We start from the raw sequence: 24,200 nt of genomic DNA, 5'->3' as shown, positions 1-24,200 counted from the left end.
CACCTCAAAGGATGTGCCGGTCTCTGCATACCCGGAGAATGGCTTCGGTAACCTGCTCCCGGGTCTGAGAACCATCGATCCGCACGATGCGCCCGGGAAACCGGCGCAATGCCGCCAGAAATCCTTCCCGTACCTGCTTTCTGAAATCCCGGCCCTCCAGATCGAAACGGTCCAGCTGTCCTCTTGCCTGAATGCGCGCCAGTGCCTGTTCATCTTCTATGTCCAGCAGAATTGTCAGATCCGGAAGCAGATCCTGCACCGCCGGTTCATTGATTGACCAGACAGTATCAAACCCCAGTCCTCTGGCATGACCCTGATACGCCAGACTGGAATCCACAAACCGGTCGCAGATCACCGTCATGCCCGCTTCCAGCGCCGGACGCACCACTTCCATCAGATGCTGCCGTCTGGCAGCGGCATAAAGAATCGCCTCCGTAACCGGATCCATGGCTGTATTCTCCGGATTCAGAAGGATGCTCCGGATCTGTTCGGCAATGGCTGAGCCGCCAGGCTCTCTGGTCAGCAGGCAGGGAACGCCCATGGCCGTCAGCCTGTTCCGCAGATCGGCAGCTGCAGTGGTTTTTCCTGCTCCATCCGGTCCTTCAATGGTAATGAATGTGCCTGTCATGCTTCCTCCAATCCATGTGATTATACCAAACTCTAGTATAATGAGGAGAACGAAGGAGGTGCCATTCATGTGCGGTCGATTTCAGATGACACCCGAAGCCTGGGCTGCCGCTTCCAGACTCGCATCCGTTCCCGACTTTATCGAAATACCTCTGGGTTTCATCTATCCGGGAACCCCTGCCGGAATCCTGACAGCTGGAAAAGAGGGCCTCACCTCCCGCATCGCCCGGTTTGGCTGGAAATGGAACCCGGACAAAAGACTTCAGATCAACGCCCGCTGCGAGACGGTCTGGAACAGTGCGCTCTTCGGTCCCTGGATGAAAAAGGACCGGGTCGTGATCCCCGCCTCCTGCTTTTTCGAGTGGACACCGGACAAGGAAATGATCCGCTGCATGGAACCCGGATCGAAGGTCCTTTACATGGCCGGATTCCTGGCGGAAAATTCCTTTGTCATTCTCACCACCGCAGCCAATGCCAGCATCCGGGACATTCATCACCGGATGCCGCTTGTCCTGCTTCCGGAGCAGGTGGCTCCCTGGATTCAGGATGAAACCGCTGCCCGGCGGATGACACAGCTTGTGCCCCCCGGGATGGAAACAGCGCCGTATCTCTTCCAGCAGCCCAGGCTGTTCTGAAAGTGCGGAGATGACGGCAACCCCGGGATTCATCAGCCCGAAAAAGCTGCGGCAGCAGCATAGCAGACAGGCAGTGACGGACTGCCTGCAGGAGGACAGAACATGAATGAGAAACTGATCAGGGAAGTGCAGTCCGTTCCCGGACTGCAGCTGGTGGCTGTCACCAAAAAACATACAAAGGAAGAAGTGGACGAACTGGCCCGCCTGGGGTTGCGGGTGTTCGGCGAAAACCGCGTTCAGGAGTTTCTGGAAAAATATGATCCGGCATATGAATGGCACATCATCGGCCATCTGCAGACCAACAAGGTGAAATATCTCATGGGCAAAGTTTCGCTGATTGAAAGCGTGGATTCCATAAAACTGGCTGCTGAAATCGAAAAACAGGCAGCAAAAGCCGGTCTTGTGCAGCCGATTCTGATTGAGCTGAAGATTTCGGATGATCCCAATAAAACCGGCTGCCCGCTTTGCGGGTATCCGGGATTGCTGGATTTTGTTCTGCAGCAGCCGCATCTGCGTCTGGACGGTCTGATGTGCATTGCTTCCCACACAGACGATGAGAACAAAGTGGCAGAGGAATTCGACCAGATGAAGGAATTCTCCCGGCAGCTGCAGCAGAAAGTTCCCGGAGCGGATATCCTGAGCATGGGCATGTCCCAGGACTGGAAGCTGGCTGCCGCCCATGGAAGCACACAGGTCCGGATCGGCACCGCTCTGTTTGAGCCGCAGGACTGATTCCACACAAAAACTCCGCACCGGCATTTCCCGGCTGCGGAGTTTCTGGTGGACAGAACCTGCCTTTATTCTTTGTCTGCCCGGACCTGTTTTTCCTGATGCGTTTCCTCCGGGTCGGGAAACAGGAGCCGTATTTCCTCGATGCGGTTTTTCTGTGTTTTGGTCACCTGCAGCGTTACGCCATCGGGCAGCGTCACCTGATCCCCCAGCCTGGGCAGACGGCCAATGGCATCAATCATGAGCCCGCCAATGGAATCAAAATCCTCGCTGTCCAGATGGAGTCCCAGTTCATCATTGATGTCATGCAGACTCAGATAGCCTTTCACCACATAGGTTCGGTCGCCGATTTTCCGGATGTTCTCGGCTTCATGGGCATCGTATTCATCATGGACTTCACCGACAATCTCCTCAATGATGTCTTCCACCGTGATGATTCCCGACAGCTCTCCATATTCATCCAGCACAATGGCCATGTTCACCGTGGAATTCTTCATCTCCATCAGCAGATCGGAGATGTTTTTGTTTTCCACCGTGAAATACGGCTTGCGCAGCATGGCTTTCAGATCGAACTGGGAAGGATCATCCAGAAGCAGGAGATCTTTCATGTTGACCAGACCAATGATGTTGTCCACCGTGTCTTCGTAAATCGGAATCCGGGTGAACTGCTCCTGCCGGAACAGGGACAGAAGATCTTTGTAGGTACTGCCGGATTCCGCCATGACAACATGCACGCGGGGCACCATGACTTCCTTGGCCCGTGCATCTCCGAAGTCGAAAACATTGTTCAGCAGTTCCTTTTCATCCGACTTGATGACACCTTCTTCATGGGACACATCCACAATGGTCCGAAGCTCGCTTTCTGTCATGGAAGGACCACTGGTGCCGCGGCTGCTGCCAAACAGTTTCAGAATCAGGGAAGAAAACAGATTGATGAACCAGATCACCGGTGTCAGCAGCTTCATAAGCAGGGATATCACCGGTGCATAGAGCAGAGCAAGTTTCTCCGCGTTCTGGGTAGCCAGAGTCTTTGGCGTGATTTCTCCAAACACCAGGATCAGGAATGTGATCACAAAGGTGGCAATGGATACAGCCGCTCCGCCGAATCCGGCTGCAAGTGTCGCCGCGGTGCTGGCCAGCCAGGTGTTCACCAGGTTATTGCCGATGAGGATGGCGCTGAGCATTTTGTCTTCGTGCAGAAAAATGTTCAGCAGCATTTTCGCCCGGTGGTTTCCCTCATCTGCCAGGGTCCGGACCCGGATCCTGCTTACTGCCACCAGACTGGTTTCAGCGGAGGAGAAAAAAGCGGACAGGAGCAGAAGAATGACTACGAGCAGCAGGGAAGATTGTATGTCTCCGTTCATATGATTCAGTTTCAGTTCCTTTCGTGTTTTGCGTCCGCATCGGGCTGTGACAGGATGCGGACACATTCCGCCCCCATGAGCAGACCCGCTGATGCCGGGACAAACATCATGCTGGGCAGCGGACTGCCGGCTTCTGCCGGCTGCGGCAGCTCATCGGAACAGCAGACAGGGATCCTGCCCCGCAGCCGCTGCTTCCGTCTCCAGACTCTGAGCCGTTTGGCCAGCGGGTCGCCGGCCGTCTGATCCAGCTCCGTGATCCGAAGCCGGGAGGGATCCCGGCGTCGGGCCATGCCCATGCTGGACACAAACGGAATCCGGCGGCTGACACAGTATTCAATCAGATCTTCCTTCGCCCGCAGTGAATCAATGCAGTCCAGCACAAAGCCGGGTTTCAGTTCATCCAGCCTGGTGTTCATGTCCCGCTCATAAAAATCATGAATGGCCGTCACCCGGATGGAAGGATCAATCTGTCTGATCCTGTCAGCCAGGACTTCAACCTTGATCTGTCCCACCGTGTTCTGCAAAGCCGCCAGCTGACGGTTGGTGTTGGACATTTCCACTTCATCCCGGTCAATCAGGATCAGATGTCCGATCCCGCTGCGTGCCAGAGATTCCACTGCCATGCCGCCTACACCCCCGCAGCCCACCACCAGCACAGTGGCCTGGCGCAGCCGGCCGGCGCTGTCTTCTCCAATCAGCAGCGCAGTGCGTTCATTTGTCATTCAGCCACCTCTTCACATCCTGTTCGATCTGCTTGTCCTGATCCGGTTCGTACCACTGCATTGGCAGCTGACGGGTGAACCAGGTCCGCTGTCTGCGGGCATACTGCCGGGTATGAATGAATATCTGCTCCAGCACTTCTTCCCGGGTGCTGACTCCCTGCAGACAGGGTTTCCATTCCTTGTATCCAATCCCCTGGAAAGCTGTCGTTTTCCAGGACTCCGGATCATGAAACAGTGACCGGACTTCCTCTTCCAGCCCCGCTTCATCCATCTGCCTGATCCGTTCCAGAAGCAGCGGATCATTGTCCTGTTTTCTGAGCCCCAGCCAGAATACATCGTACAGAGGTTCATGCCGCTGCTCTTTTTCTCTCTGGGACTTGGGCTTTCCGGAGGCTGCAATCATCAAAGCCCGGATGACCCGTTTCCGGTTGTTGGGATGGATCTGCCGGGCACTGTCCGGATCCTGCTTTTCCAGAAGTGCATGCAGCTCACCGGTTTCCATCGCTTCCAGCCGTATCCGCAGTTCTTCATCCTCCGGCTGTTCTTCAAACACATAATCATACAGTGCAGCTTTCAGATACAGTCCGGTTCCGCCGCAGAGAATGGGGAGATGTCCCCGTCCGGCAATTTCGCTGATTTTACTTCGCGCCAGAATCTGAAACTGACGGACATCATACGGATCTGCGGGATCGCAGATATCCAGCAGGTGATGAGGGATCCCCTGCATTTCTTCCTTTGTGATTTTGGCAGTCCCAATGTCCATGCCTCTGTAGACCTGCATGGAGTCTCCGGAGATGACCTCTCCATGCAGCAGGTGGGCGAGTTTTACCGCCAGCCGGCTTTTTCCCGTACCGGTGGATCCTGCAATGACCAGGACTTTCGGAAATGCCGGATTCTTTCTTTGTGCCTCAGCCACGTTCAAACTCCCGGCGAAGCTGTGCATCAGAAAGTGTGATGACCGTTGGGCGGCCATGGGGACAGTGATACGGCTGGACGCATTTCTGAAGATCTTCGACGACCTGTTCCATTTCCTGCATAGTCAGTCCACGGTTGAACCGGATGCTGGAGTGACAGGCCATGGTAGCGGTGATGTGCTTTCGCAGTCCGGCGGGATCCACCAGTTCGGCAGATTCGAACTGATCCAGCAGATCCTGCAGAAAGGCGGTCTCATCTGTATCATTCATCCACACCGGCAGTTCCCGGACTATCACCTGATTCTGACCAAATGCCTCAAAATGCAGACCATGTTCCTGCAGGCGGCTGTTTACGTCTTCCAGACCCGCCAGAACTTTCGGTCCGGCCTGCAGAAGCAGCGGCACCATGAGCGGCTGGGTCCTGCCATCGGGATGCATGATTTTCTCCCGCAGCTGCTCATAGTGATACCGCTCCTGAGCTGCATGCTGATCAATCACCACGAGTCCTTCCGGTCCTTCACACAGAATATAACTGTCCCGAAGCTGTCCGATCACCCGGAGTTCATGGAAAAAGGCTTTTCCCTGAGCCCGTGGATGAAACGTGTCTTCGGTCCGGGAAGTCACCGGAACCGGATAATCGATATCCGCTGATCCGGCAGGTTCCGCAACCCGCATGGACCGGCCAGATTCCGGAGATTGTCCGGGTGCAGAAACAGACACTGTGTCAGCTTGTGTCTCCATCCTGTCAGAGGGCTGTGCAAACAGAGACGGCTGCAGAGAAGGTGCTTCCTGCGGTTTGAAAAACCCCTGACTGATACTGTTCTCCTGCCGGGCTTCAGGTACAGCTGCCTGGTCAGATGAATGCCAGCTCATACCGCCTGCGCCTTTATGTACAGGCTCTTTCTCTTCTTTTTCTGATTGTTCATATGACTGGAAGACGCCTTGTTTCTCCAGTTCCCGGGTCTGCTTCTCAAATCTGTTCGGACCCGGCGCGACGGTTTCCATGGCAGCCGGCGTTATTTCCACCGTCCGCAGCTGCAGATCGAAGGCCTTGCGGACAGACTGACCAATCAGCTCAATCAGCTGCGGCTGTTTTGCAATGCGGACCTCCCATTTGTTGGGATGAACGTTCACATCCACCAGCTGCGTATCCACCGCAATATCCAGAACCGCAATCGGATACCTTCCAGGGGGCATGTAGTCTGAATAGGCGTCAATCAGTGCATCCTGCATCTGTCTGGATCTGACGATCCGTCCATTGACCGACACAAACATATAATGGCGGCTGGCCCGGGAAATTTTCGGCTGGATCACGTAGCCGGTGATGTGGAAATCTTCACTTTTTTCATCGACTGCCACTGCAGCAGCCGCCACATCCCTGCCGTACATCTGATACAGGATTTCCTGACGGGAGCCACTACCGGCCACGTTGAACACCGGTCTTCCATCATGTGAAAGCCGTATCCGCACCTCCGGATGACTCAGCGAAATCTTGCTGATGATATCGGAAATGATGCTGAATTCATAAGCCGGACGCCGCAGATACTTGAACCTGGCCGGTGTCTTCACAAACAGCCCGGACACTTCGATTCTGGTTCCCCGGGGAAACCGGCCTGTTTCCCTGGAGACGAGTTTTCCATAGGAATAATGAAGCCTGGTTCCGGTTTCTCCGTCATCTGTCTGCAGCACCACATCTGCCACACTGGCAATGGAAGGCAGCGCTTCTCCGCGGAATCCCATGGTGGAGATATTGAACAGATCGTCTTCTGTTCTCAGTTTGCTGGTGGCATGACGGCAGAAGGCCAGTTCCGCGTCTTCCGGATCCATGCCAATACCGTCATCTTCGATGATCACTTTGGTGATCCCGCCCTCGAACACTTCCACGGATATCGAATGCGCCTGGGCATCCAGGCTGTTTTCCACGCATTCCTTGACGATATTCGCCGGGCGCTCCACCACTTCACCGGCTGCAATCATATTGGTGAGATGTTCATCCAGAACCTGTATTTTTGCCATCAGTCCTGTGCCTTCTTTCTGAGTTTCTTCAGTTCATACAGACAGTCCAGTGCTTCTCTGGGAGTCATTTCATCCACGTTCAGACTGTCCAGGCGATCCAGCAGCCGGTTTTCTTCCGGACGTTGCCGGTCCGTCACAAACAGACTTGGCTGCCACCGCGTATTGTCTGTATCAGCTTCCAGATCCTGCAGCAGTTCCACAGCCCGATCCGTCACCGACCCGGGCAGATGAGCCAGCCTGGCCACATTGATTCCGTAACTGCGGTCGGATTTTCCTGGAATGATCCGGTACCGGAATTCGATGCTGTCCTTTTTTTCCTTCACATCCACATGAACATTCTGTATTCCGGGATTGGTCTTTTCCAGGGCAGTGAGTTCATGATAATGCGTGGAAAACAGAGTTCTCGCATGAATGGAGCTCTCTATGTATTCCAGAATTGCCTGCGCCAGTGCCATGCCATCATAGGTGGCTGTTCCCCTGCCAATCTCATCAAAGAGAATCAGGGAAGAATCCGTGGCGTAACGCAGAGCATTGTTGGCTTCCATCATCTCTGCCATGAATGTACTGGTCCCAGTGAGCAGATCATCGCCTGCTCCCATCCGCGTGAAAATCCGGTCAAATACCGGAAGCTGTGCCTGCCGGGCAGGAATGAAACTCCCTGCCTGCGCCATGATTACAAGCAGCGCATTCTGCCGCATCCAGGTGGACTTTCCACCCATGTTCGGTCCTGTGATCAGCTGAATGTCCGTATCGCTTTCCATCACCCAGTCATTGGACACAAAGCTGCTCAGCCGGGTATCCAGAATCGGATGTCTGCCTTCTTCAATCCGGACAGATGTTCCTTCGTGAAACGCAGGACGTATGTATCCGTACTTGACCGCCTGCCGTGCCATGGCCAGCAAGGCATCTGCCTGCGCTGCAGTTCTGGCAGCTTCATGGATTTCAAAGAGATGAGCTTCCACTTCCTGCAGCAGTTCCTGAAACAGCTGATTCTCCAGCGCAATCCTCTCTTCATTGGCGGACAGAATCCGGTCTTCTCTTTCCTTGAGCTGCGCCGTGGTAAATCTGGTGGAGTTCGCCAGGGTCTGTCTTGGAATATAGCCAAATTCTTCCTTGATTGCTCCCAGATTTGATTTCCGGACATCAATGTAATAGCCAAACACCCGGTTGTATCCGATTTTCAGAGACTTCACGCCTGTGCGCTCCCGTTCTTTCTGTTCAAGTTCGAGAATGAAAGACTGACCATCCGCCGACAGCCGCCGCAGTTCATCCAGACGGCTGTTGTAGCCATCCCTGAACAGTCCACCATCTTTCAGTGTCAGTGGGATATCATCGTTCAGCGCATTTTCAATGTGGGTCTGCAAATCAGCACAGTCCGGCGTCAGCTGCCATTCCGGCCAGGATTGAACTCCTTTCAGAGCCTCAATCAGTCCGGGAATCTGTTTCAGGGAAATCCCCAGCTGCTGCACATCCCTGGGTCCGGCGGATCCGTAGGCAATCCGCGCAGCCAGTCTGTCCATATCATAAATAGATGACAGATATTCATTCAGCGTCTCCCGCAGCAGAAACTGATCCGTCATCGTCTGTACGGCTTCCTGTCTTTTTTCAATGCCCGCCCGGTCTGCCAGAGGCTGTGTCAGCCACCGGGCCAGAAGCCGGCTGCCCATGCTGGTGCAGCAGACATCCATGAATTCCCAGAGAGAAACGGCTCTGGCTGCACTGGACTGAGATTTGGTGATTTCCAGATGACGCCGTGTTTCCTGATCCAGAATCATGGTTTTCTCCTGCTGCAGAGGCTGCGCCTTCTGCAGGTGACGGATTTTCTGCTTCTGCGTATCCTCAAGGTAATTGAACAGAAGGGACAGAGTTTCCGAAAGCACAGCCGGTTCCGGAGGAACCAGCCCTGCTTCCCCATCGCCCAGTTCTCCTGTGACGGATTCCGACAGAACCAGGCCACCGTCTTCAGCAAGAACCTGTTTCCAGTTCCGGGAAATGCTGCGTGACAGAACTGCTTCGGCAATGTCTTTTTCCTTCAGTGCTTTCTGAAGTGCAATCAGCGACTTCTCCCGGATATCATAAAAAAGCTCTCCTGTTGAGAGTTCACAATACAGAACACAGAGATTCCAGCCATCTGCATGCACAGCAGCCAGATACTGTTCCCTGCGGGAACCGGTCTCTTCCAGAATCGTGCCCGGTGTCACGATTTTGACAATATCCCGGTCCACCAGACCCTTGGACGCCGCAGGGTCGGAAAGCTGCTCGCAGACTGCCACTTTGTAGCCTTTGTTGACCAGTCTCTGAATATAGTTGTCCGCAGCATGAAAAGGAACACCGCACATTGGCGCTTTCTCTCCGTTTCCTGCAGCACGGCCTGTCAGAACAAGATCCAGTTCGCGGCTGACTGTCTTCGCATCCTCAAAAAACATTTCATAAAAATCCCCCAGCCGGTAAAACAGAATGGCATCCGGATTCTGCTCTTTCATACTCAGGTAATGATTCATCATGGGGGTATACTTGGTTTTTTCCATGGCCTGATTATACCATGCGCCGATATGGTAAAATGATTCTCACATGAAAGGGGGATGACAGTGAAACACACCATACATATGGGAAAATGGACCCTGCGGATGGATTTTGGTCTGGTGGCAATTCTGCTGCTGATGGGCGCAACAAGCTGCTTTGCTCTGTACAACGCCTTCAATCTGATTCGCGATGGTTCCGGAATGAGCAATCTGATCAAGCAGATTTTCTGGTACTGTGTCGGATTCGCAGTCATGTTCGTGATTGCGAGCCTGAACCGGAAAACGCTGTTCAAACTGATTCATAAAGCATATACAGTCCTGATGATCTGTCTTCTGTATCTGCTGGCATCCAGCCTTCTGTTCCGCTTCACCGGGCATTCGCTTCCTTTTTCTCCCTGGATCAATGGTGCCTTCTCCTGGTTCCGTCTTGGAGGACTGGGATTCCAGCCCAGTGAATTCATCAAAATCGTGCTGATTGTCATGGTATCTGAAATGCTGTCCGGGTACTGGAGAACACATGCAGCCCCCACGATCCAGGATGACTGGCATCTGCTGCTGAGAATTGCCCGTATAGCTCTGCCACCCCTTGTTCTGATCTTCCTCCAGCCGGATACCGGAGTGTGCATCATCATCGGCTTTACACTGCTGGTACTGATTCTCTGCTCCGGCCTGCGAAAAGAATACATCTGGGCTGTGGCTTTTCTGACCGTGGCTGTCCTGGGGCTGTTCTTCTATCTGTACTTTTTCCAGCGGGATCTGATGATTTCAGTTTTCTCTGCTTACCGACTTCAGCGGATTGATGCCTGGCTGGATCCTGAATCCCACATTCTTGGTTCATCCAATCAGCTGTATACATCTCTGCTGAGTCTGGGAAGTGCCGGGCTTACAGGCTACGGACTGCAGGCCAACATCATTGCCATCCCCGAAGCTCACACCGACTTCATTTTTGCAGCATTCGGCCAGTGCTTCGGACTTCTGGGTACGGTGTTCATCCTGGGAATCTGTCTGATTCTGGACTTGTATCTTTGCAAAATTGCCTACAACATGAAACGTCTCACTGACAGATACATCACCATTGGAGTCATTGCCATGCTTCTGTATCAGCAGATTCAGAACCTGGGCATGATTGTGGGGCTGATTCCCATCACAGGCGTTACCCTTCCGCTTATTTCCTACGGCGGCAGTTCCATTGTTTCCTACTTCATTGCATTTGGTCTGATTCTGAGAGCAAGTCCAAATGCTAAAAAAGAATACCGAATCGGGCGCAAAAAGCAGCAGTCACTGTAAACTGCTGCTTTTCTGTTTCAGTCTGAACTTTTCCCTGCTAGAACAGATTCTTCAATCGCCGGAGATACGAATAAGGTCTGAATCTTGCAAACCGCACCCGATGCTTTGAAAGCCGGATCACCACCTGTGTTTCGCCCTGGAGTTTGTATTTCAGATTATCATAGGAGCAAATCACTTCACGCATCGGTTCAGATCTGAGTTCAATCACTCTGTCCTTTCGCATCACATAGGGATTTCTGAGCGTATGATGATTCCGGTGGGCAATGGGCATGATTTCCACAAGCTGCAGGACGCTGAGTCCTTCATCAATAATTGCACCGTTCAAAGAACGGTTGATGGCTGTGCTGCCTGCCTGTGTGCTGACACAAATTCCTGACCCATTGGATTTCTCAAAATAGTCGCCGTCAATCGTGATTTCCAGAGAAAGAGTCTGACTGATGGACTCCAGCCGGATTTCGTTCAATGCATACAATGTATTTCCGGTTTCCGGAAAAAAGGCTTCGATCAGACTGTACTCTTCCACGCTGGGTTTGCTTTTCAGACATTCCAGCATTGACACAAGCTCATCCTCCGTAAAATCGGTAAAGAATCCCAGTGTTCCTGTATGGATTCCGATGAAGGACAGCTGATCCAGCTGATCCATATATTCGTGAATGGCTCTCAGGATGGTTCCGTCTCCTCCAATGCAGAACACTAGGTCCGGATTTGTTCTGTTCTCTGTCCAGCCTCGTTCAGAGAGCAGACTGATCAGGTATGCTGCTTTCAATCTGGAATTTTTGTCTCCTCTGTCTATGATTGCAAACCGCATTACATTTCTTCCCTTCCGTTCTGGATAACAGTAATATTTTATCAGAAACAGCAGGTGATGAATATGTATGATCAAATCGAGCGGGAACTGAAAGTCCTTATTACAAAGGATCAATATGAGACTCTTCTTCGTTCATATGATTTTGGAAAACCCGTGATTCAGAAGAATGTCTATTTTGATGATGACAAAGGATCGGTCAGGCAGCTGGGTGCACTGCGGATTCGTACAGTGAATGGGAAAAAGATTCTCACTCTGAAAATCCGGAAAGACAGTATCACGCAGACGGAACTGGAAAAGGAAACTGATACAGAGAATATCTCTGCAATTACAGACAGTGAAATCCGAGACTGGTTTGCTCTTTACCAGATTCCGGATACCCTCCATCCATTTGCATCCTCTGAAACTGTCAGAAGGACTGCAGAACTTCCGAACGCTGAGCTGTGTCTGGATATTAGCCGCTTTGGAAATCATACAGATTATGAAATTGAGTATGAATACAAAAAAGACCACGATGGTATTCATTGTTTCAATGAAATTTTGAGCAGAGTTGGCCTTGTGTACAAAAAAAACGCTCCTTCCAAACTGGCAAGAGCGGTTCAATACAGTTCTGATCAGAATTTGTGAAGCAGTCTGTAGAAAAAGGATTTGGAATTATACTCCTCTTCCTTTTTTTTCAGTTCTTCGTATTGCGACTGCATGGATTCGGAAGACTCCAGCTTTTCTTTCAGTTTCTGATTTTCCTTTTCCAAATCAGATATTCGTTCATCTTTCGTCTGTGTTTCCAGCAAATATGTTTTCTTTGAATTCTCCAGTTCCAGCATCAGCCTCTGATTATAAAGAGTCTCTATCTGTGTAAAGGCTTTTTCCTTTTCTTCTATAATTGCTTTCAGTTTCTCATTTTCATATCTGAGTTCCATCTCCACTGCTGATACTTCATGTTTTTCTTTTCGGAAATAGGTACTCAGACGTTCAACACCTTCAGCTTTGATTGTAATCCGCCTGGTTTCTGGATTTTTGTATTTCCAGTCCTTGTCCGGATTGTCTTTTACCAGCTTCGCAATAGCCTTGTCGACAGTATTACGGGACTTGTTGAAGTGCTGGCAGATCTGTGCAATGTCCATATCATAAAAGACATCTATCGCCTTGTCTGAATCTGACATATCTTCCACATCCTTTCATACCCTGATTCATATCCATCGCTGTATTCTGAACTACCATAATATCATTCACATGACATTGCGGGTGCATTATAACACAGTGGTTTTTGACAATCTATCAATTCATATGATATGTGGCGAAGTCTTTGTATTCACTATCTGCATATCTGATGTTCTTCTATACGATTATGTGATAAGTTTCCATGTTTTCTAAATCGTGTGAAACTCCGATATTCTTATCCATTGTCACAGGATAATAATCTGAACAATATATGTTTCTGTTATCCATCACTGCAGTCTGTAAATCAGATCGGATCACATTTCATATGATTATACAAGCAGTATTGATTCTCACCGATTGTACACTTACACACGTTTTATAGAATATGTGATTTTCCTATCCGCTTGTACCTCTCTTATTTCTTTCTCATATGAAATAGATGTTTCATGTTTTTATAAGTAGATATACAAACCTGGTAAGGAATCAGGTATTGGATCTAATATGAGAATTAATCTGATATTCATATTTTACTGAAAACTGCGAACACCATCAAAAGTCAATAAAAGCACCGGCTGTTCTTTCTTTGTTTCTTTTTCCTATATATGTCATATGAATTAGCAGAAATCATTGCTGTGTTACTTTCCAAAGTATTATAGTCATATTATCGTTGAGCGGATGGTCTGAACTGGATTTCTGATTGTTCATATTTTTCAGAATTATATTCTATGAATATCCTATTTTGCTGTAATTCCTATTGTTTTTTTTTTTTTTTTTATATGATTAGCTGAATATGTTTATATTCATGGTTACATCAGAAGATGTGCCCTATGGAATATGAATTTGAAGAATTCTTTGTGATTGGTCATTCCTATTTATTTCGTATGACCATTCATAACTTATTCTTATTTTCTCTATTTACCTGAACGTTTGTGCCTTATAAGTATGGGATTTTCATCTGGTTGGCATATTTTTGTTATCTGTGGATTCCTTTTATCCTGGCTCGCTGTTTCTTTGTTTTGATTTTTCCGACAGAATTCCTGTGATTCGTCATATGGATATTTATTCAATTATGAAAAAGAAATCAGAATCCTATCTTCTGATTTCTTTTTCATATGAACTTTTCATTCAGTTGTATCGGCTGCAGTTCTGCCTGTAAATGCTCTTTGCAGCGTACGCGTATCAGCATAATCAAGTCTGCCGCCCATTGGAATTCCATTCGCAAGTCTTGTAACTTTTACTTTGTCTTTCAGTAATCGCGTCAGATAGAGTGCTGTAGTTTCTCCATCTACTGTCGGTTCCGTTGCCAGTATGACTTCATTGGTTTTTTCATTTATTCTGTTCAATAGAGAATTGATATTCAAATCATCTGGCATTATGCCTTTTGAGGTATTGATCGTACCGTTCAATACATGATATACGCCATGAAAGATGCCTGTCTGTTCCAGAACCTGAACATCCTTCGAGGTTTGTACAACACAGATTGTGCTGCTGTTCCTGTTGGAATTCCGACATATTTCGCATAATTCTCCTTCACAGATATTGCCACAGATTCTGCATATTCCTATCTCCGGAATTTGATGTATACTCTTTTCAAATTCCATTCTGATTTCTGGATCCCAGGATAAGGCTTCATAAGCAAAACGCTCAGCTGTTTTCTGCCCAACACCTGGCAGTCTTCTGAATGAAGCAATCAGATTTTCAAATTTGGCAGGGTACATGATAATCCTCCTTAATCATGTATGATTTTCAGATTTGGAAATATTTCTCTCATATCTTCTTCTGTTGTTTTCATATGATTCTCTTTTTTCCCGGTTTGCCTGACTTCAGGGGGGGTTGGAAATGTACCGGATTTCATGCACTCTCTGAACATCGCCAATGCATCTTTGTATTGAGAGACTGGAACCGCAAATATCGTCTTGCTGGTTCCTGTCAGTTTTTCCATAAACTCTGAAAAACCATCATCCAGCTGCAGATCGTTGATTGCATCTGCTTCCAGCTGTCTCGGTGTATACACAACCATATAGTTTTCTCCGGAAGCAGCCAGTACACCCGAAGATATCATACGTGTATATTTCCCATATTGAAGAGAGGTACCATACAAAGACCTGCGGTCCCATGCAATCATATCCTTCTGACGCCTGGTCTTATCTGCAGAATGCAGCAATCCTACAATCTCTTCTGTGGTATATCTGATTTTCCTGTCCACTGTCTGAGATTCTTTTTTCTTCACAGATGTTTCACGTGAAACATCAGATTCAGAATTCATACCATCGCTTTTCTTCTGAGCTTCATCTGATTTTGATGTGATTTCTGCAGAATGAATATCATTCCTTCTTTCAGAAGATCCGATTGATTCATGATTGGCTTTCACATCTTTATCAGATACCTCTGAATTCTCAGGACCGATATATCTCAGAATCACAGCTTCCAGATAATCAAGAACACTGGAGGCGTGTGCAAATTTCGGATACAGTTCCATGAGAGCATTCAGCAGATCCTTTCTCCAGGAAAGAGGTGAATTCAGAAATTTTTCAGATAGAAGTTTTTTCCGGTCTGCTGCAATCAGAGTCGTTTCTTCGGAATATGCGAGAATCAGACTGTCTTTGATCAATGAAATCAGATCTGCTGTAAATCTTTCCAGGTCCAGGCCGTTGTCGTAAATCTCCTTCACTGACCGAATGACAGTTTCAGCATGGCCATGAGCCATATCACTGAAAATTTCGGCAATATCAGCAGGGGCTACAACCCCATACACAGTTCGTATATCTTCAGCCTTTAAATGCTCAGATTCATAGGCAATACACTGATCCAGAATGGACAGTGCATCACGCATTCCACCATCCGCCAGCATGGCTATCTGTGCTGCTGCTTCCGGATCCAGTAGTGTATTCTCCCGCTGAGCAACAGACAGCAGCCGTTCTTCAATCTCGTCATCTGTGACTTTCTTGAAATCAAATCTCTGACATCTTGAAAGAATGGTGGGCAGGACTTTATGCGGTTCAGTGGTTGCCAGGATAAATACAACATGTGCAGGGGGTTCCTCTATTGTTTTCAGAAGTGCATTGAATGCTCCGGCTGTCATCATATGAACTTCATCAATGATATAGACTTTGTATTTACCAAGCATCGGGGTGTATTTAACTCTTTCCACGAGATTTCTGGCTTCTTCCACCCCATTGTTGGAAGCAGCATCTATTTCTATGATATCGGGATGATCCGCTGCCAGACAGTTTTCACAATGACCGCAGGGCCGGGTTTGATCTGAAGTACAGTTCAATGCACGGGCGAATATTTTGGCTGCAGATGTTTTGCCTGTTCCTCTAGGCCCGCAAAACAGGTAAGCATGAGAGATCCTGTCTGCTGCAATCGCGTTCTGCAGCGTCTGTACAATCTGTTTCTGACCTGCCATATCTTCGAAAACTGCTGGTCTGTATTTTCTGTATAATGCCTGGTATGTCATGAACATCTCTCTTTCTGTCATTCATTATAACGTAAAAAGAAGGTCCGGCTCTTACTGCTCCGGACCTGTCATATCGAAACTCTTTCTCTTCTTCAGTTTCCTTTTTTTTCGGAAATAGTCCGTTAGAATCTGACCGCAGCGCTCTTTGAGACAGCCCCCTTCTGATGATGGGTGGTGATTGAATTCTTTTGTGTCGAACACATTCAGACAGGAACCGCAGCAGCCGCCTTTGGGATCATAAGCACCGAATACAACTCTGGATATTCTGGACTGGATGATGGCGCCGGCACACATGCAGCATGGTTCCAGAGTCACATACAGGGTGCATCCATCCAGATGCCAGGTCTCCAGTTTTTCTGCTGCTTTGCGTATTGCCATGATCTCTGCATGACCGGCTGGATCCTGCTTAGTCTGCCTGGAATTCCAGCCCCAGGAAATGATTTTTCCATCTTTCTCAATCACACATCCCACTGGCACTTCATCCAGCGATTCTCCCCAGGCAGCCACTGCCAGAGCTTTTTCCATATACCAGGCATCGTTTCTCTTCATATTATTTATGTCTTCCCATAAAAAAAACTGCCGCACATAACAGAGCATTACTTAGGGCTGCTTAGTTCCCTATCTGACCCGGTTCATAAGATGCTATTGCAGCAGCAGAATCAATATATCATCTTCATAAAAAAAAGTGAAGAGATTATCCCTTCACCTTAGGCTCAATTCTGGTTTTGCCGCCCATGTATGGCTGAAGAGCTTCAGGAATCAAGACACTTCCATCTGCCTGCAGGTTGTTTTCCAGGAAGGCAATCAGCATTCTGGGAGGAGCGACACAGGTATTGTTCAGCGTATGCGCGAAATACTTGTTTCCGTCTTCTCCACGTACTCTGATTTTCAGACGTCTTGCCTGAGCATCTCCCAAATTGGAGCAGCTGCCGACTTCAAAGTATTTTTTCTGTCTGGGACTCCAGGCTTCCACATCTACAGATTTGACTTTCAGATCCGCCAGATCGCCGGAGCAGCACTCCAGTGTCCGGACCGGAACATCCAGTGTCCGGAAAAAATCCACCGTATTCATATACAGTTTTTTGAACCAGTCAGCGCTGTCTTCCGGTTTGCAGACAACGATCATCTCCTGTTTCTCAAACTGATGAATCCTGTACACTCCCCGCTCTTCAATACCATGTGCACCTTTTTCTTTTCTGAAACAGGGGGAATAGGAAGTGTAGGTATAGGGCAGATTTTTTTCATCGAGAATCTGATCTATGAATTTGCCGATCATGGAATGCTCACTGGTCCCAATCAGATACAGATCTTCGCCTTCGATTTTATACATCATACCATCCATCTCTGCAAATGACATCACTCCGGTGACAACATTGGAACGGATCATATAAGGCGGAATGACGTAGGTAAATCCACGGTCAATCATAAAATCTCTGGCATAACTCAGAATGGCAGAATGGAGCCGGGCAATATCTCCCATCAGATAATAAAAACCATTTCCGGACACTCTGCCTGCGCTGTTCAGATCGATACCATCGAATGCTTCCATGATTTCCGTATGATACGGAACATCGAAAGCAGGAATCAGAGGTTCTCCGAAACGCTCCAGCTCAACATTCTCGGAATCATCTTTTCCTACAGGCACAGAGGGATCAATCATCTGCGGAATCTGCATCATCCTGGCAGTAACAGATTCCCGCAGTTCATTCTCTCTGGCAGACAGCTCCTCAAGTTTTCCGGCTATGCCTGCCACTTCCTTCTTGACAGCATCAGCTTCCTCTTTTTTTCCCTGTTTCATCAAACCGCCGATTTCTTTCGACACAGTTTTCCTTCGGGAACGAAGCTGATCAGCTTCCTGCTGAACAGTACGAAGCTCACGGTCTTCGGCAATGACTTCATCTACCAGAACCAGTTTATGGTCCTGAAATTTTTTCTTTATGTTTTCTTTGACAGCCTCCGGATTCTCCCGGACAAATTTTATATCTAGCATGTTCCCTCCTGTCATCTTCAGTGATTATATCACAGGCAAAAAGTTGCCCCGGGAATCCCGGAGCAACTTGAATATCTTATGAAGCGCTCTGAATATCTGTATCCTGACCGACAGCAGGATCATCGTTATTCTGAATCGGATTTGCAGTACTGGAAGCATCAGATGAATCTGTGATTTCGACAATTTCATCTTCCAGGCTTTCATCCTCCGGATGAACCAGAGACAGTTTGGTGACTGTTGCGCCATCATTGAGATTGATCAGCTTCAGTCCCTGGGTCTGCCTGCTGTATTCTCCCACATCTTTCAGAGTTATCCGGATCATAACCCCGTCACTGGCAACAATCATGGCATCTTCATCACCATGAACTGCCATCAGAGAAACAAGAGGTCCGGTTTTTTCTGTCATATGAATGGCATACATTCCCTTACCACCGCGGTTTCGGCAGCTGAATTCATCCACACTGGTCCTTTTTCCAAAACCGTTGGCGCTTACGGAGAGCAGTGAATCTCCTTCATGACTCAGAGCAAGCCCCACGACTTCTCCTCCATCCGTATTGAAACCGGAGACACCAGCTGCTGTTCGACCCATCATCCGGATCTGTTTTTCGGAGAACCGGATGGCTTTTCCGTTGCTGCCGGCAATCAGAACATCATCGTTTCCGGTCGTGCCTTTGACAAACTTCAGTTCATCCTCTGGCCGGAGTGTGATGGCAAGTTTTCCATTGCGGTTGATCGAATCAAATTCGCTGACCGGCGTCCGTTTGACCACTCCATTTTTGGTCACAAATATCAGACTCTCGTACGCATCCTTGTTTTCCGGAACAGGCAGAAGCGTCCGGATGGTTTCTCCTGGCTGAAGATCCATGACGTTTACAATCGGAGTTCCCTTCGCTGTTCGGGATGCATTTGGAATGTTATATCCCTTCAGCCTGTAAACCCGTCCCAGGTTTGTGAACAGCAGAAGATGGCTGTGCGTGGACATGGAAATCATATGTTCCACGTTGTCCTCCTCATTCAGCGTAAGAGACTTGATGCCTTTGCCTCCGCGGTTTTGAGAATGATAGGTGCTCACAGGCTGCCGCTTGATGTATCCAGTGGCAGTCATGGTTATGATGACATGTTCCTTCGGAATTAGATCTTCATCATCCATATCCACATAATTTGATGAAATCTCTGTGCGGCGTTTGTCACCATATTTATCAACAACTTCTTTAAGGTCATCCTTGATGATCTGAACGACCCGTTCTTCCCGGTTCAGAATATCTTTGTAGTCTTCTATCGCCTTGAGAAGAGTTTCATACTCAGACTCAATTTTGTCACGTTCCAAACCGGAAAGACGTTTCATCTGCATAGCCAGAATCGCCCGGCTTTGTTCATATGAAAATCCGAAGCGGTCGCACAGTTCCGCATTCAGACCCGCTTCATCACTGCGGCTGCTGCGAATGGTATTGATGATTTCATCCAGGTGATCAAGGGCTATGCGCAGTCCTTCCAGGATATGCGCCCGTTCCTGTGCCTTTTTCAAATCAAAGGCTGTTTTCCGGCGGATGACTTCAACCTGATGTTCTACGTAATCATGGATGATTTCCTTCAGAGTCAGTTGTTTCGGTCTGCCGTTTTCCAGTGCCAGCATATTGATCCCGAATCCTGACTGCAGAGGTGTAAGGTGGAACAGCTGATTCAGGATGACATCTTCCTGTGCATCCTTCTTCAGATCCATGACAATACGGATTCCCTCCCGGTTGGATTCATCATTCAGATAGGTAACACCCTGAATGGCCTTATCCCGGATCAGAGCGGCCATTTTGGCAATCAGACTGGCTTTGTTCACGGAAAACGGAATTTCGTAGAAAATAATTCTCTTTCTCCCACCCGTGAGCTCTTCCACCCGGTACCGGGAACGGACCTGCAAAGATCCTCTCCCTGTTTCATATGCCTGCCGGATTCCCCGGCGTCCGAGAATGATGCCGCCTGTAGGAAAATCAGGTCCGGGCAGGAACTCCATCAATTCAGGAACTGTGATATCCGGATTGTCCATAAATACACAGATTGCATCCGCTGTCTCCTTCAGGTTGTGCGGTGGAATGTTTGTGGCCATGCCTACTGCGATTCCCATCGATCCATTGACCAGAAGGTTGGGAATACGGGAAGGAAGAACCACAGGTTCCTTCTCTTCACCATCATAGTTGTCCACAAAATCAACTGTATCCTTGTTGATGTCCCGCATCATTTCCATGGAGATTTTTGACATCCGCGCTTCGGTATACCGCATCGCAGCTGCCTCATCTCCATCCAGTGACCCGAAGTTTCCATGACCATCCACAAGTGGATAGCGGTAGGAGAAATCCTGAGCCATACGGACCATGGAATCATATACAGCCGTATCTCCATGCGGGTGATATTTGCCGATGACTTCCCCTACAATACGGGCACTCTTTTTATGTGCAGAACCAGGTGTCATATTCAGAGCATTCATTGCGTGAAGAATTCTGCGGTGCACCGGTTTCAGACCGTCTCTGACATCAGGAAGCGCACGCTGCACGATAACGGACATAGAATAATCCAGGAATGAGTCCTTCATTTCATTCGCAATGTCCACTACTTCAAATCCAGTGTTCTTTTCTTTTTCTTCCATGAATCCTCCTAGTAATCAAGGTTGGCGTAAACGGCGTTTTCCTGAATGAATTCCCGACGAGGATCAACATCATCTCCCATCAGCATGCTAAAGACTGAGTCGGCTTCCATGGCGTCGTTGATGGAGACCTTCTTCAGAATTCTCTGCTCCGGATCCATTGTGGTTTCCCACAGCTGTTCTGCATCCATTTCGCCAAGACCTTTGTATCGCTGTATTTTCACCCCATCTCCGAAATCAGACAGAATTGGAGCCATTTCAGCATCCTTGTAGGCATATGCCACTTTTTTGCCTTTCTGCACTTTGAACAAAGGCGGCTGGGCAATGTATACATAACCGCCTTCAATCACTGGTTTCATGAAACGATACAGGAAAGTGAGCATCAGCGTCTGAATGTGGCTTCCGTCCACATCCGCATCGGTCATGATGATGATTTTGTGATAACGGAGCTTGGTAACATCCACCTCGTCCTGAACTCCGCACCCGAAGGCTGTGATCATGCTGCGGATTTCAGCGTTTTCAAAAATCCGGCCAATGCGGGCTTTTTCCACATTCAGGATCTTTCCGCGCAGAGGCAGAACAGCCTGGGTTTTGGCGTCTCTGCCCTGCTTGGCACTGCCGCCGGCTGAATTACCCTCGACAATGAAAATTTCACATTCTTCCGCGTCCTTGGAACTGCAGTCTGTCAGTTTACCAGGAAGTGAAGCAATACCATCCAGTGCAGATTTTCTTCTTGTCAGTTCTCTGGCTTTTCTGGCAGCTACGCGGGCTTTGCTGGCTACCAGGGCTTTGTCCACAATGGTTTTGGCAGCAGCCGGATTTTCCATGAAGAAACGTGTCACTTTCTCGCCCACAATGCCGGAGACGATTTTTCTTACCTCGGAATTTCCCAGCTTGGTCTTGGTCTGACCCTCGAACTGAGGATCTGGATGTTTGATAGAGACAATGGCCACCAGACCTTCCTTGACGTCGTCCTGAGTCAGAGATTCATCGGCTTTGATCATTTTGTTTTCTCTGGCGTATTTATTGATGACCCGGGTCAGTGCCATCCGGAAACCGTCTTCGTGAAAGCCACCTTCATGGGTGTGAATGTTGTTGGCAAAAGAATAAATCTGTGTCTGATACCCATCGTTATACTGCAGGGCTGCCTCTGCGAAGATCCCATCCTGGAGTCCTTCCACATAGATGACCGGTTCGGATACCACTTTTTTCCCTCTGTTCAGGAAAGAAACGTATTCAATGATACCGCCGTCGTATTTGTAATCATGCCGGATTGCCGGATCCACGCGCTGGTCTGTCAGTGTCAGCCGGATGTCTTTGTTCAGAAACGCCAGCTGCCGCAATCTTGTATTCAGCTGCTCAAAATCGTAAATGGTTGTTTCGGTAAACACAGTCGGATCTGCTTTGAACCGCACCAGCGTGCCGGTTTCATCGGTGGACCCGATTTCCTTCAGTGGTGCCACTGTATGTCCGCCATTCTCAAAACGAATGAAGTATTTCTTCCCATTCTGGAAGATGGTGACTTCCATCCACTCAGAAAGGGCATTGACCACAGAGGCACCCACACCATGCAGACCACCGGATACCTTGTAGGCTCCACCACCGAATTTTCCTCCGGCATGCAGAACAGTCATGATGGTCTCCACGGCACTCAGACCGGTTTTCTCATGAATGCCCACAGGCATGCCTCTGCCGTTGTCCCGTACAGAAATCACGTCACCTTCTTCGATGACCACGTCAATCTGACTGGCATAGCCGGCAAGGGCTTCATCAATGCCGTTGTCCACAATTTCCCAGACCAGATGATGAAGGCCCCGGGAGCTTGTGGATCCGATGTACATACCAGGACGCATTCGTACAGCTTCCAGTCCGTCCAGGACCTGAATGTCGTCAGCGGTATATGAATGATCCACATACGTGGCTTCATTTTCCAGTTCCTCGAAACGTTTTATCTCTTCATTGTGGCTCATGCTGTCCATCCTTTCCTTTCGATTTCTTGCGGATATGGTGTACGCAGACCTGGCGGCCTTTAAAATCGGCCTGTACAGGTTCTGCAGCTGTTATAAATACCTGCATATCTTCCGGAAGCAGGTCAATAAGTTTCTGCCGGCGGTCCGGATCCAGTTCGCTGAACACATCATCCAGCAGGAACACCGGATACTGACCGGTTTTTTCTTTTATAATGGCGCAGAGTGCCAGTTTCAGTGCCAGCAGGGCAGAGCGCTTCTGTCCCTGGCTGGAGACTGCAGGCATCGGATATCCGTCAAGCAGAAAAACAAGGTCATCCTTGTGAATGCCATCACCGGTTGCACCAAAGCGCCTGTCCCTGTCCAGATTTTTCTCATAGATGATTTTCATCTGTCTTCCGGTGTCTTTTTCAGGATCGGCAAATGTTTTGTACTGTATCTCCAGTGTTTCTTCACCTTTTGAAAAAACAGGATACAGTTTCTTCAGCTTTCTGTTCAAATGCATGACAAAGCGCTGTCTTTGCTGAACCACCGTCTGCTGCTGGGCTATCAGTCCATCTGTATAAGTATCCAGAAGAAGCTGGTCAAACTGCCTGCGTTTAAGCAGAGCGTTCCGTTCCTTCAGCAGTTTCTGGCAGCTGCGCAGAGCCTCTGTGTAGGCTGATGAAAGCTTTACCAGTTCTGTATCCAGAAATCGGCGCCGGAGCGCCGGAGCGCCTGTAAAAAACATCATGTCGTCCGGCGAGAAAAGCACCGCATTCAGGGTTCCGACAAATTGAGAAAAGGACGGAACCGGATTGCCATAGCGGAACAGCTTCTTCTTCCCGTCTTCATGATGAATGCGCAGATTTTCCCTGCGGCCCTGGCTTTCACAAATGGCATCAATGGAAAATCCCGAAGCTGAATGTTCAATCAGATCCCGGACATTTCTCGTGCGGAATGACCGGAGATTGGATACATAGGAGATGGCTTCGATAACATTGGTTTTTCCCTGGGCATTGGCCCCTTCCAGAATGTGAATCGTGCCCGGATCAAAGTGAAACGCGGCCTGGTGATAGCTCCGGAACTGATGAAGCCGCAGTTCCAGCAGATTCATTTGATGTTTATGGTTATGCCATCTGTTTCCACGCTGTCACCGGATCTGAGCTTGCGGCCCCTGCGGTTGTCGGGTTCACCGTTGACGAGCACGGTTTCAGAAGCCAGATACGCCTTTGCTTCTCCGCCGCTGGATACGATGTTGCAGACTTTCAGAAGCTGCGACAGGGTGATGTATTCGTCATTGATTTCTATCTGCATAATTTCACCTCATCATATATCATGATATCATAAAATGATACATTTTACCATGGGATAATCAATGATTACAAGC

General features: G+C 48.8%; 20 protein-coding genes and 1 other RNA gene. 4 read left to right on the top strand and 17 right to left on the bottom strand.

Annotated elements, in window-relative coordinates; genetic code table 11:
* Positions 1–4: 4 nt before the first annotated feature.
* On the bottom strand, positions 5–628 hold the full coding sequence (tmk, locus tag QZ305_RS02365) for a dTMP kinase (protein ID WP_294729890.1): 624 nt from the start codon (positions 626–628) through the stop codon (positions 5–7).
* A 67-nt stretch (positions 629–695) separates the two neighbouring features.
* Between tmk and QZ305_RS02360 the strand changes: the two genes are divergently transcribed.
* Together QZ305_RS02360 and QZ305_RS02355 are read left to right on the top strand one after the other, a co-directional pair.
* Positions 696–1,262, top strand: a complete 567-nt coding sequence (locus QZ305_RS02360; RefSeq protein ID WP_294729889.1) for an SOS response-associated peptidase family protein — start codon at positions 696–698, stop codon at positions 1,260–1,262.
* A gap of 102 nt (positions 1,263–1,364) precedes the next feature.
* Positions 1,365–1,994 carry a YggS family pyridoxal phosphate-dependent enzyme gene (locus QZ305_RS02355; RefSeq protein ID WP_294729888.1) on the top strand — a complete coding sequence of 210 codons (630 nt, stop codon included), beginning with the start codon at positions 1,365–1,367 and terminating at the stop codon, positions 1,992–1,994.
* A gap of 65 nt (positions 1,995–2,059) precedes the next feature.
* Here the strand turns inward: QZ305_RS02355 and QZ305_RS02350 are convergent, their stop codons facing one another.
* Genes QZ305_RS02350 through mutS form a run of 5 tightly spaced genes read right to left on the bottom strand, consistent with a single transcriptional unit; the run spans position 2,060 to position 9,535 of the window.
* Positions 2,060–3,355, bottom strand: coding sequence for an HlyC/CorC family transporter (locus QZ305_RS02350; RefSeq protein ID WP_294729887.1), 1,296 nt, complete (start codon positions 3,353–3,355; stop codon positions 2,060–2,062).
* Between the two features lie 11 nt (positions 3,356–3,366).
* Positions 3,367–4,077, bottom strand: coding sequence for a ThiF family adenylyltransferase (locus tag QZ305_RS02345; protein WP_294729886.1), 711 nt, complete (start codon positions 4,075–4,077; stop codon positions 3,367–3,369).
* Entirely contained in the window at positions 4,067–4,993 is a 927-nt protein-coding gene (gene miaA, locus QZ305_RS02340) for a tRNA (adenosine(37)-N6)-dimethylallyltransferase MiaA (protein WP_294729885.1), read from the bottom strand. The genes QZ305_RS02345 and miaA overlap by 11 nt, the downstream gene beginning before the upstream one ends.
* Entirely contained in the window at positions 4,986–7,007 is a 2,022-nt protein-coding gene (gene mutL / locus QZ305_RS02335) for a DNA mismatch repair endonuclease MutL (protein WP_294729884.1), read from the bottom strand. Before mutL ends, miaA begins: the two co-directional genes overlap by 8 nt.
* On the bottom strand, positions 7,007–9,535 hold the full coding sequence (mutS, locus tag QZ305_RS02330; protein WP_294729883.1) for a DNA mismatch repair protein MutS: 2,529 nt from the start codon (positions 9,533–9,535) through the stop codon (positions 7,007–7,009). Before mutS ends, mutL begins: the two co-directional genes overlap by 1 nt.
* Positions 9,536–9,589: 54 nt before the next feature.
* On the opposite strand from mutS, the gene QZ305_RS02325 reads away from it, so the two are divergent.
* The gene (locus QZ305_RS02325) at positions 9,590–10,816 is read left to right on the top strand and encodes an FtsW/RodA/SpoVE family cell cycle protein (protein WP_294729882.1); all 1,227 of its coding nucleotides are present in this window, start codon (positions 9,590–9,592) and stop codon (positions 10,814–10,816) included.
* Positions 10,817–10,853: 37 nt separating this feature from the next.
* Here the strand turns inward: QZ305_RS02325 and QZ305_RS02320 are convergent, their stop codons facing one another.
* A complete protein-coding gene (locus QZ305_RS02320) occupies positions 10,854–11,582 on the bottom strand; it encodes an NAD(+)/NADH kinase (RefSeq protein WP_294729881.1) in 729 nt (242 codons plus the stop codon).
* A gap of 105 nt (positions 11,583–11,687) precedes the next feature.
* Between QZ305_RS02320 and QZ305_RS02315 the strand changes: the two genes are divergently transcribed.
* Positions 11,688–12,248: a CYTH domain-containing protein gene (locus tag QZ305_RS02315; protein WP_294729880.1), complete on the top strand. Its 561-nt coding sequence runs from the start codon at positions 11,688–11,690 to the stop codon at positions 12,246–12,248.
* On the opposite strand, the gene QZ305_RS02310 is transcribed toward QZ305_RS02315, so the two are convergent.
* The 10 genes from QZ305_RS02310 to yaaA all read right to left on the bottom strand — a co-directional run bounded on the left by QZ305_RS02310 (position 12,236) and on the right by yaaA (position 24,127).
* Positions 12,236–12,784, bottom strand: coding sequence for a hypothetical protein (locus tag QZ305_RS02310; protein ID WP_294729879.1), 549 nt, complete (start codon positions 12,782–12,784; stop codon positions 12,236–12,238). The genes QZ305_RS02315 and QZ305_RS02310 overlap by 13 nt on opposite strands.
* A 1,119-nt stretch (positions 12,785–13,903) precedes the next feature.
* Complete coding sequence (gene recR, locus QZ305_RS02305; protein WP_294729878.1) at positions 13,904–14,500, bottom strand: recombination mediator RecR; 597 nt, start codon at positions 14,498–14,500, stop codon at positions 13,904–13,906.
* A gap of 11 nt (positions 14,501–14,511) precedes the next feature.
* Positions 14,512–16,263, bottom strand: coding sequence for a DNA polymerase III subunit gamma/tau (gene dnaX, locus QZ305_RS02300; protein ID WP_294729877.1), 1,752 nt, complete (start codon positions 16,261–16,263; stop codon positions 14,512–14,514).
* A gap of 30 nt (positions 16,264–16,293) precedes the next feature.
* The gene (gene tadA / locus QZ305_RS02295; RefSeq protein ID WP_294729876.1) at positions 16,294–16,791 is read right to left on the bottom strand and encodes a tRNA adenosine(34) deaminase TadA; all 498 of its coding nucleotides are present in this window, start codon (positions 16,789–16,791) and stop codon (positions 16,294–16,296) included.
* 21 nt (positions 16,792–16,812) lie between these two features.
* Positions 16,813–16,899: signal recognition particle sRNA small type (ffs, locus tag QZ305_RS02290), an RNA gene on the bottom strand.
* 37 nt (positions 16,900–16,936) lie between these two features.
* Complete coding sequence (serS, locus tag QZ305_RS02285; RefSeq protein WP_294729875.1) at positions 16,937–18,232, bottom strand: serine--tRNA ligase; 1,296 nt, start codon at positions 18,230–18,232, stop codon at positions 16,937–16,939.
* Between the two features lie 76 nt (positions 18,233–18,308).
* The gene (gene gyrA, locus QZ305_RS02280) at positions 18,309–20,867 is read right to left on the bottom strand and encodes a DNA gyrase subunit A (RefSeq protein ID WP_294729874.1); all 2,559 of its coding nucleotides are present in this window, start codon (positions 20,865–20,867) and stop codon (positions 18,309–18,311) included.
* Between the two features lie 8 nt (positions 20,868–20,875).
* Positions 20,876–22,834, bottom strand: coding sequence for a DNA topoisomerase (ATP-hydrolyzing) subunit B (gyrB, locus tag QZ305_RS02275; RefSeq protein WP_294729873.1), 1,959 nt, complete (start codon positions 22,832–22,834; stop codon positions 20,876–20,878).
* Entirely contained in the window at positions 22,821–23,927 is a 1,107-nt protein-coding gene (locus tag QZ305_RS02270; RefSeq protein ID WP_294729872.1) for a DNA replication/repair protein RecF, read from the bottom strand. The genes gyrB and QZ305_RS02270 overlap by 14 nt, the downstream gene beginning before the upstream one ends.
* Positions 23,924–24,127 carry a S4 domain-containing protein YaaA gene (gene yaaA, locus QZ305_RS02265; protein WP_294729871.1) on the bottom strand — a complete coding sequence of 68 codons (204 nt, stop codon included), beginning with the start codon at positions 24,125–24,127 and terminating at the stop codon, positions 23,924–23,926. The genes QZ305_RS02270 and yaaA overlap by 4 nt, the downstream gene beginning before the upstream one ends.
* Positions 24,128–24,200 lie beyond the last annotated feature (73 nt).

Source organism: uncultured Faecalibaculum sp. (genome assembly GCF_910588395.1).
In the GTDB taxonomy this organism is placed as follows: Bacteria; Bacillota_I; Bacilli_A; order Erysipelotrichales; family Erysipelotrichaceae; genus Faecalibaculum.
Note: the sequence above shows the minus strand (reverse complement) of the source record. Positions and strands in the feature narration are given on the sequence as shown.

Coding starts and splice junctions, on each gene's coding strand:
- tmk (WP_294729890.1), bottom strand. CDS start 628: ATGACAGGCACATTCATTACCATTGAAGGACCGGATGGAGCAGGAAAA.
- QZ305_RS02360 (WP_294729889.1), top strand. CDS start 696: ATGTGCGGTCGATTTCAGATGACACCCGAAGCCTGGGCTGCCGCTTCC.
- QZ305_RS02355 (WP_294729888.1), top strand. CDS start 1,365: ATGAATGAGAAACTGATCAGGGAAGTGCAGTCCGTTCCCGGACTGCAG.
- QZ305_RS02350 (WP_294729887.1), bottom strand. CDS start 3,355: ATGAACGGAGACATACAATCTTCCCTGCTGCTCGTAGTCATTCTTCTG.
- QZ305_RS02345 (WP_294729886.1), bottom strand. CDS start 4,077: ATGACAAATGAACGCACTGCGCTGCTGATTGGAGAAGACAGCGCCGGC.
- mutL (WP_294729884.1), bottom strand. CDS start 7,007: ATGGCAAAAATACAGGTTCTGGATGAACATCTCACCAATATGATTGCA.
- mutS (WP_294729883.1), bottom strand. CDS start 9,535: ATGGAAAAAACCAAGTATACCCCCATGATGAATCATTACCTGAGTATG.
- QZ305_RS02325 (WP_294729882.1), top strand. CDS start 9,590: ATGACAGTGAAACACACCATACATATGGGAAAATGGACCCTGCGGATG.
- QZ305_RS02315 (WP_294729880.1), top strand. CDS start 11,688: ATGTATGATCAAATCGAGCGGGAACTGAAAGTCCTTATTACAAAGGAT.
- QZ305_RS02310 (WP_294729879.1), bottom strand. CDS start 12,784: ATGTCAGATTCAGACAAGGCGATAGATGTCTTTTATGATATGGACATT.
- recR (WP_294729878.1), bottom strand. CDS start 14,500: ATGTACCCTGCCAAATTTGAAAATCTGATTGCTTCATTCAGAAGACTG.
- dnaX (WP_294729877.1), bottom strand. CDS start 16,263: ATGACAGAAAGAGAGATGTTCATGACATACCAGGCATTATACAGAAAA.
- tadA (WP_294729876.1), bottom strand. CDS start 16,791: ATGAAGAGAAACGATGCCTGGTATATGGAAAAAGCTCTGGCAGTGGCT.
- serS (WP_294729875.1), bottom strand. CDS start 18,232: ATGCTAGATATAAAATTTGTCCGGGAGAATCCGGAGGCTGTCAAAGAA.
- gyrA (WP_294729874.1), bottom strand. CDS start 20,867: ATGGAAGAAAAAGAAAAGAACACTGGATTTGAAGTAGTGGACATTGCG.
- gyrB (WP_294729873.1), bottom strand. CDS start 22,834: ATGAGCCACAATGAAGAGATAAAACGTTTCGAGGAACTGGAAAATGAA.
- QZ305_RS02270 (WP_294729872.1), bottom strand. CDS start 23,927: ATGAATCTGCTGGAACTGCGGCTTCATCAGTTCCGGAGCTATCACCAG.
- yaaA (WP_294729871.1), bottom strand. CDS start 24,127: ATGCAGATAGAAATCAATGACGAATACATCACCCTGTCGCAGCTTCTG.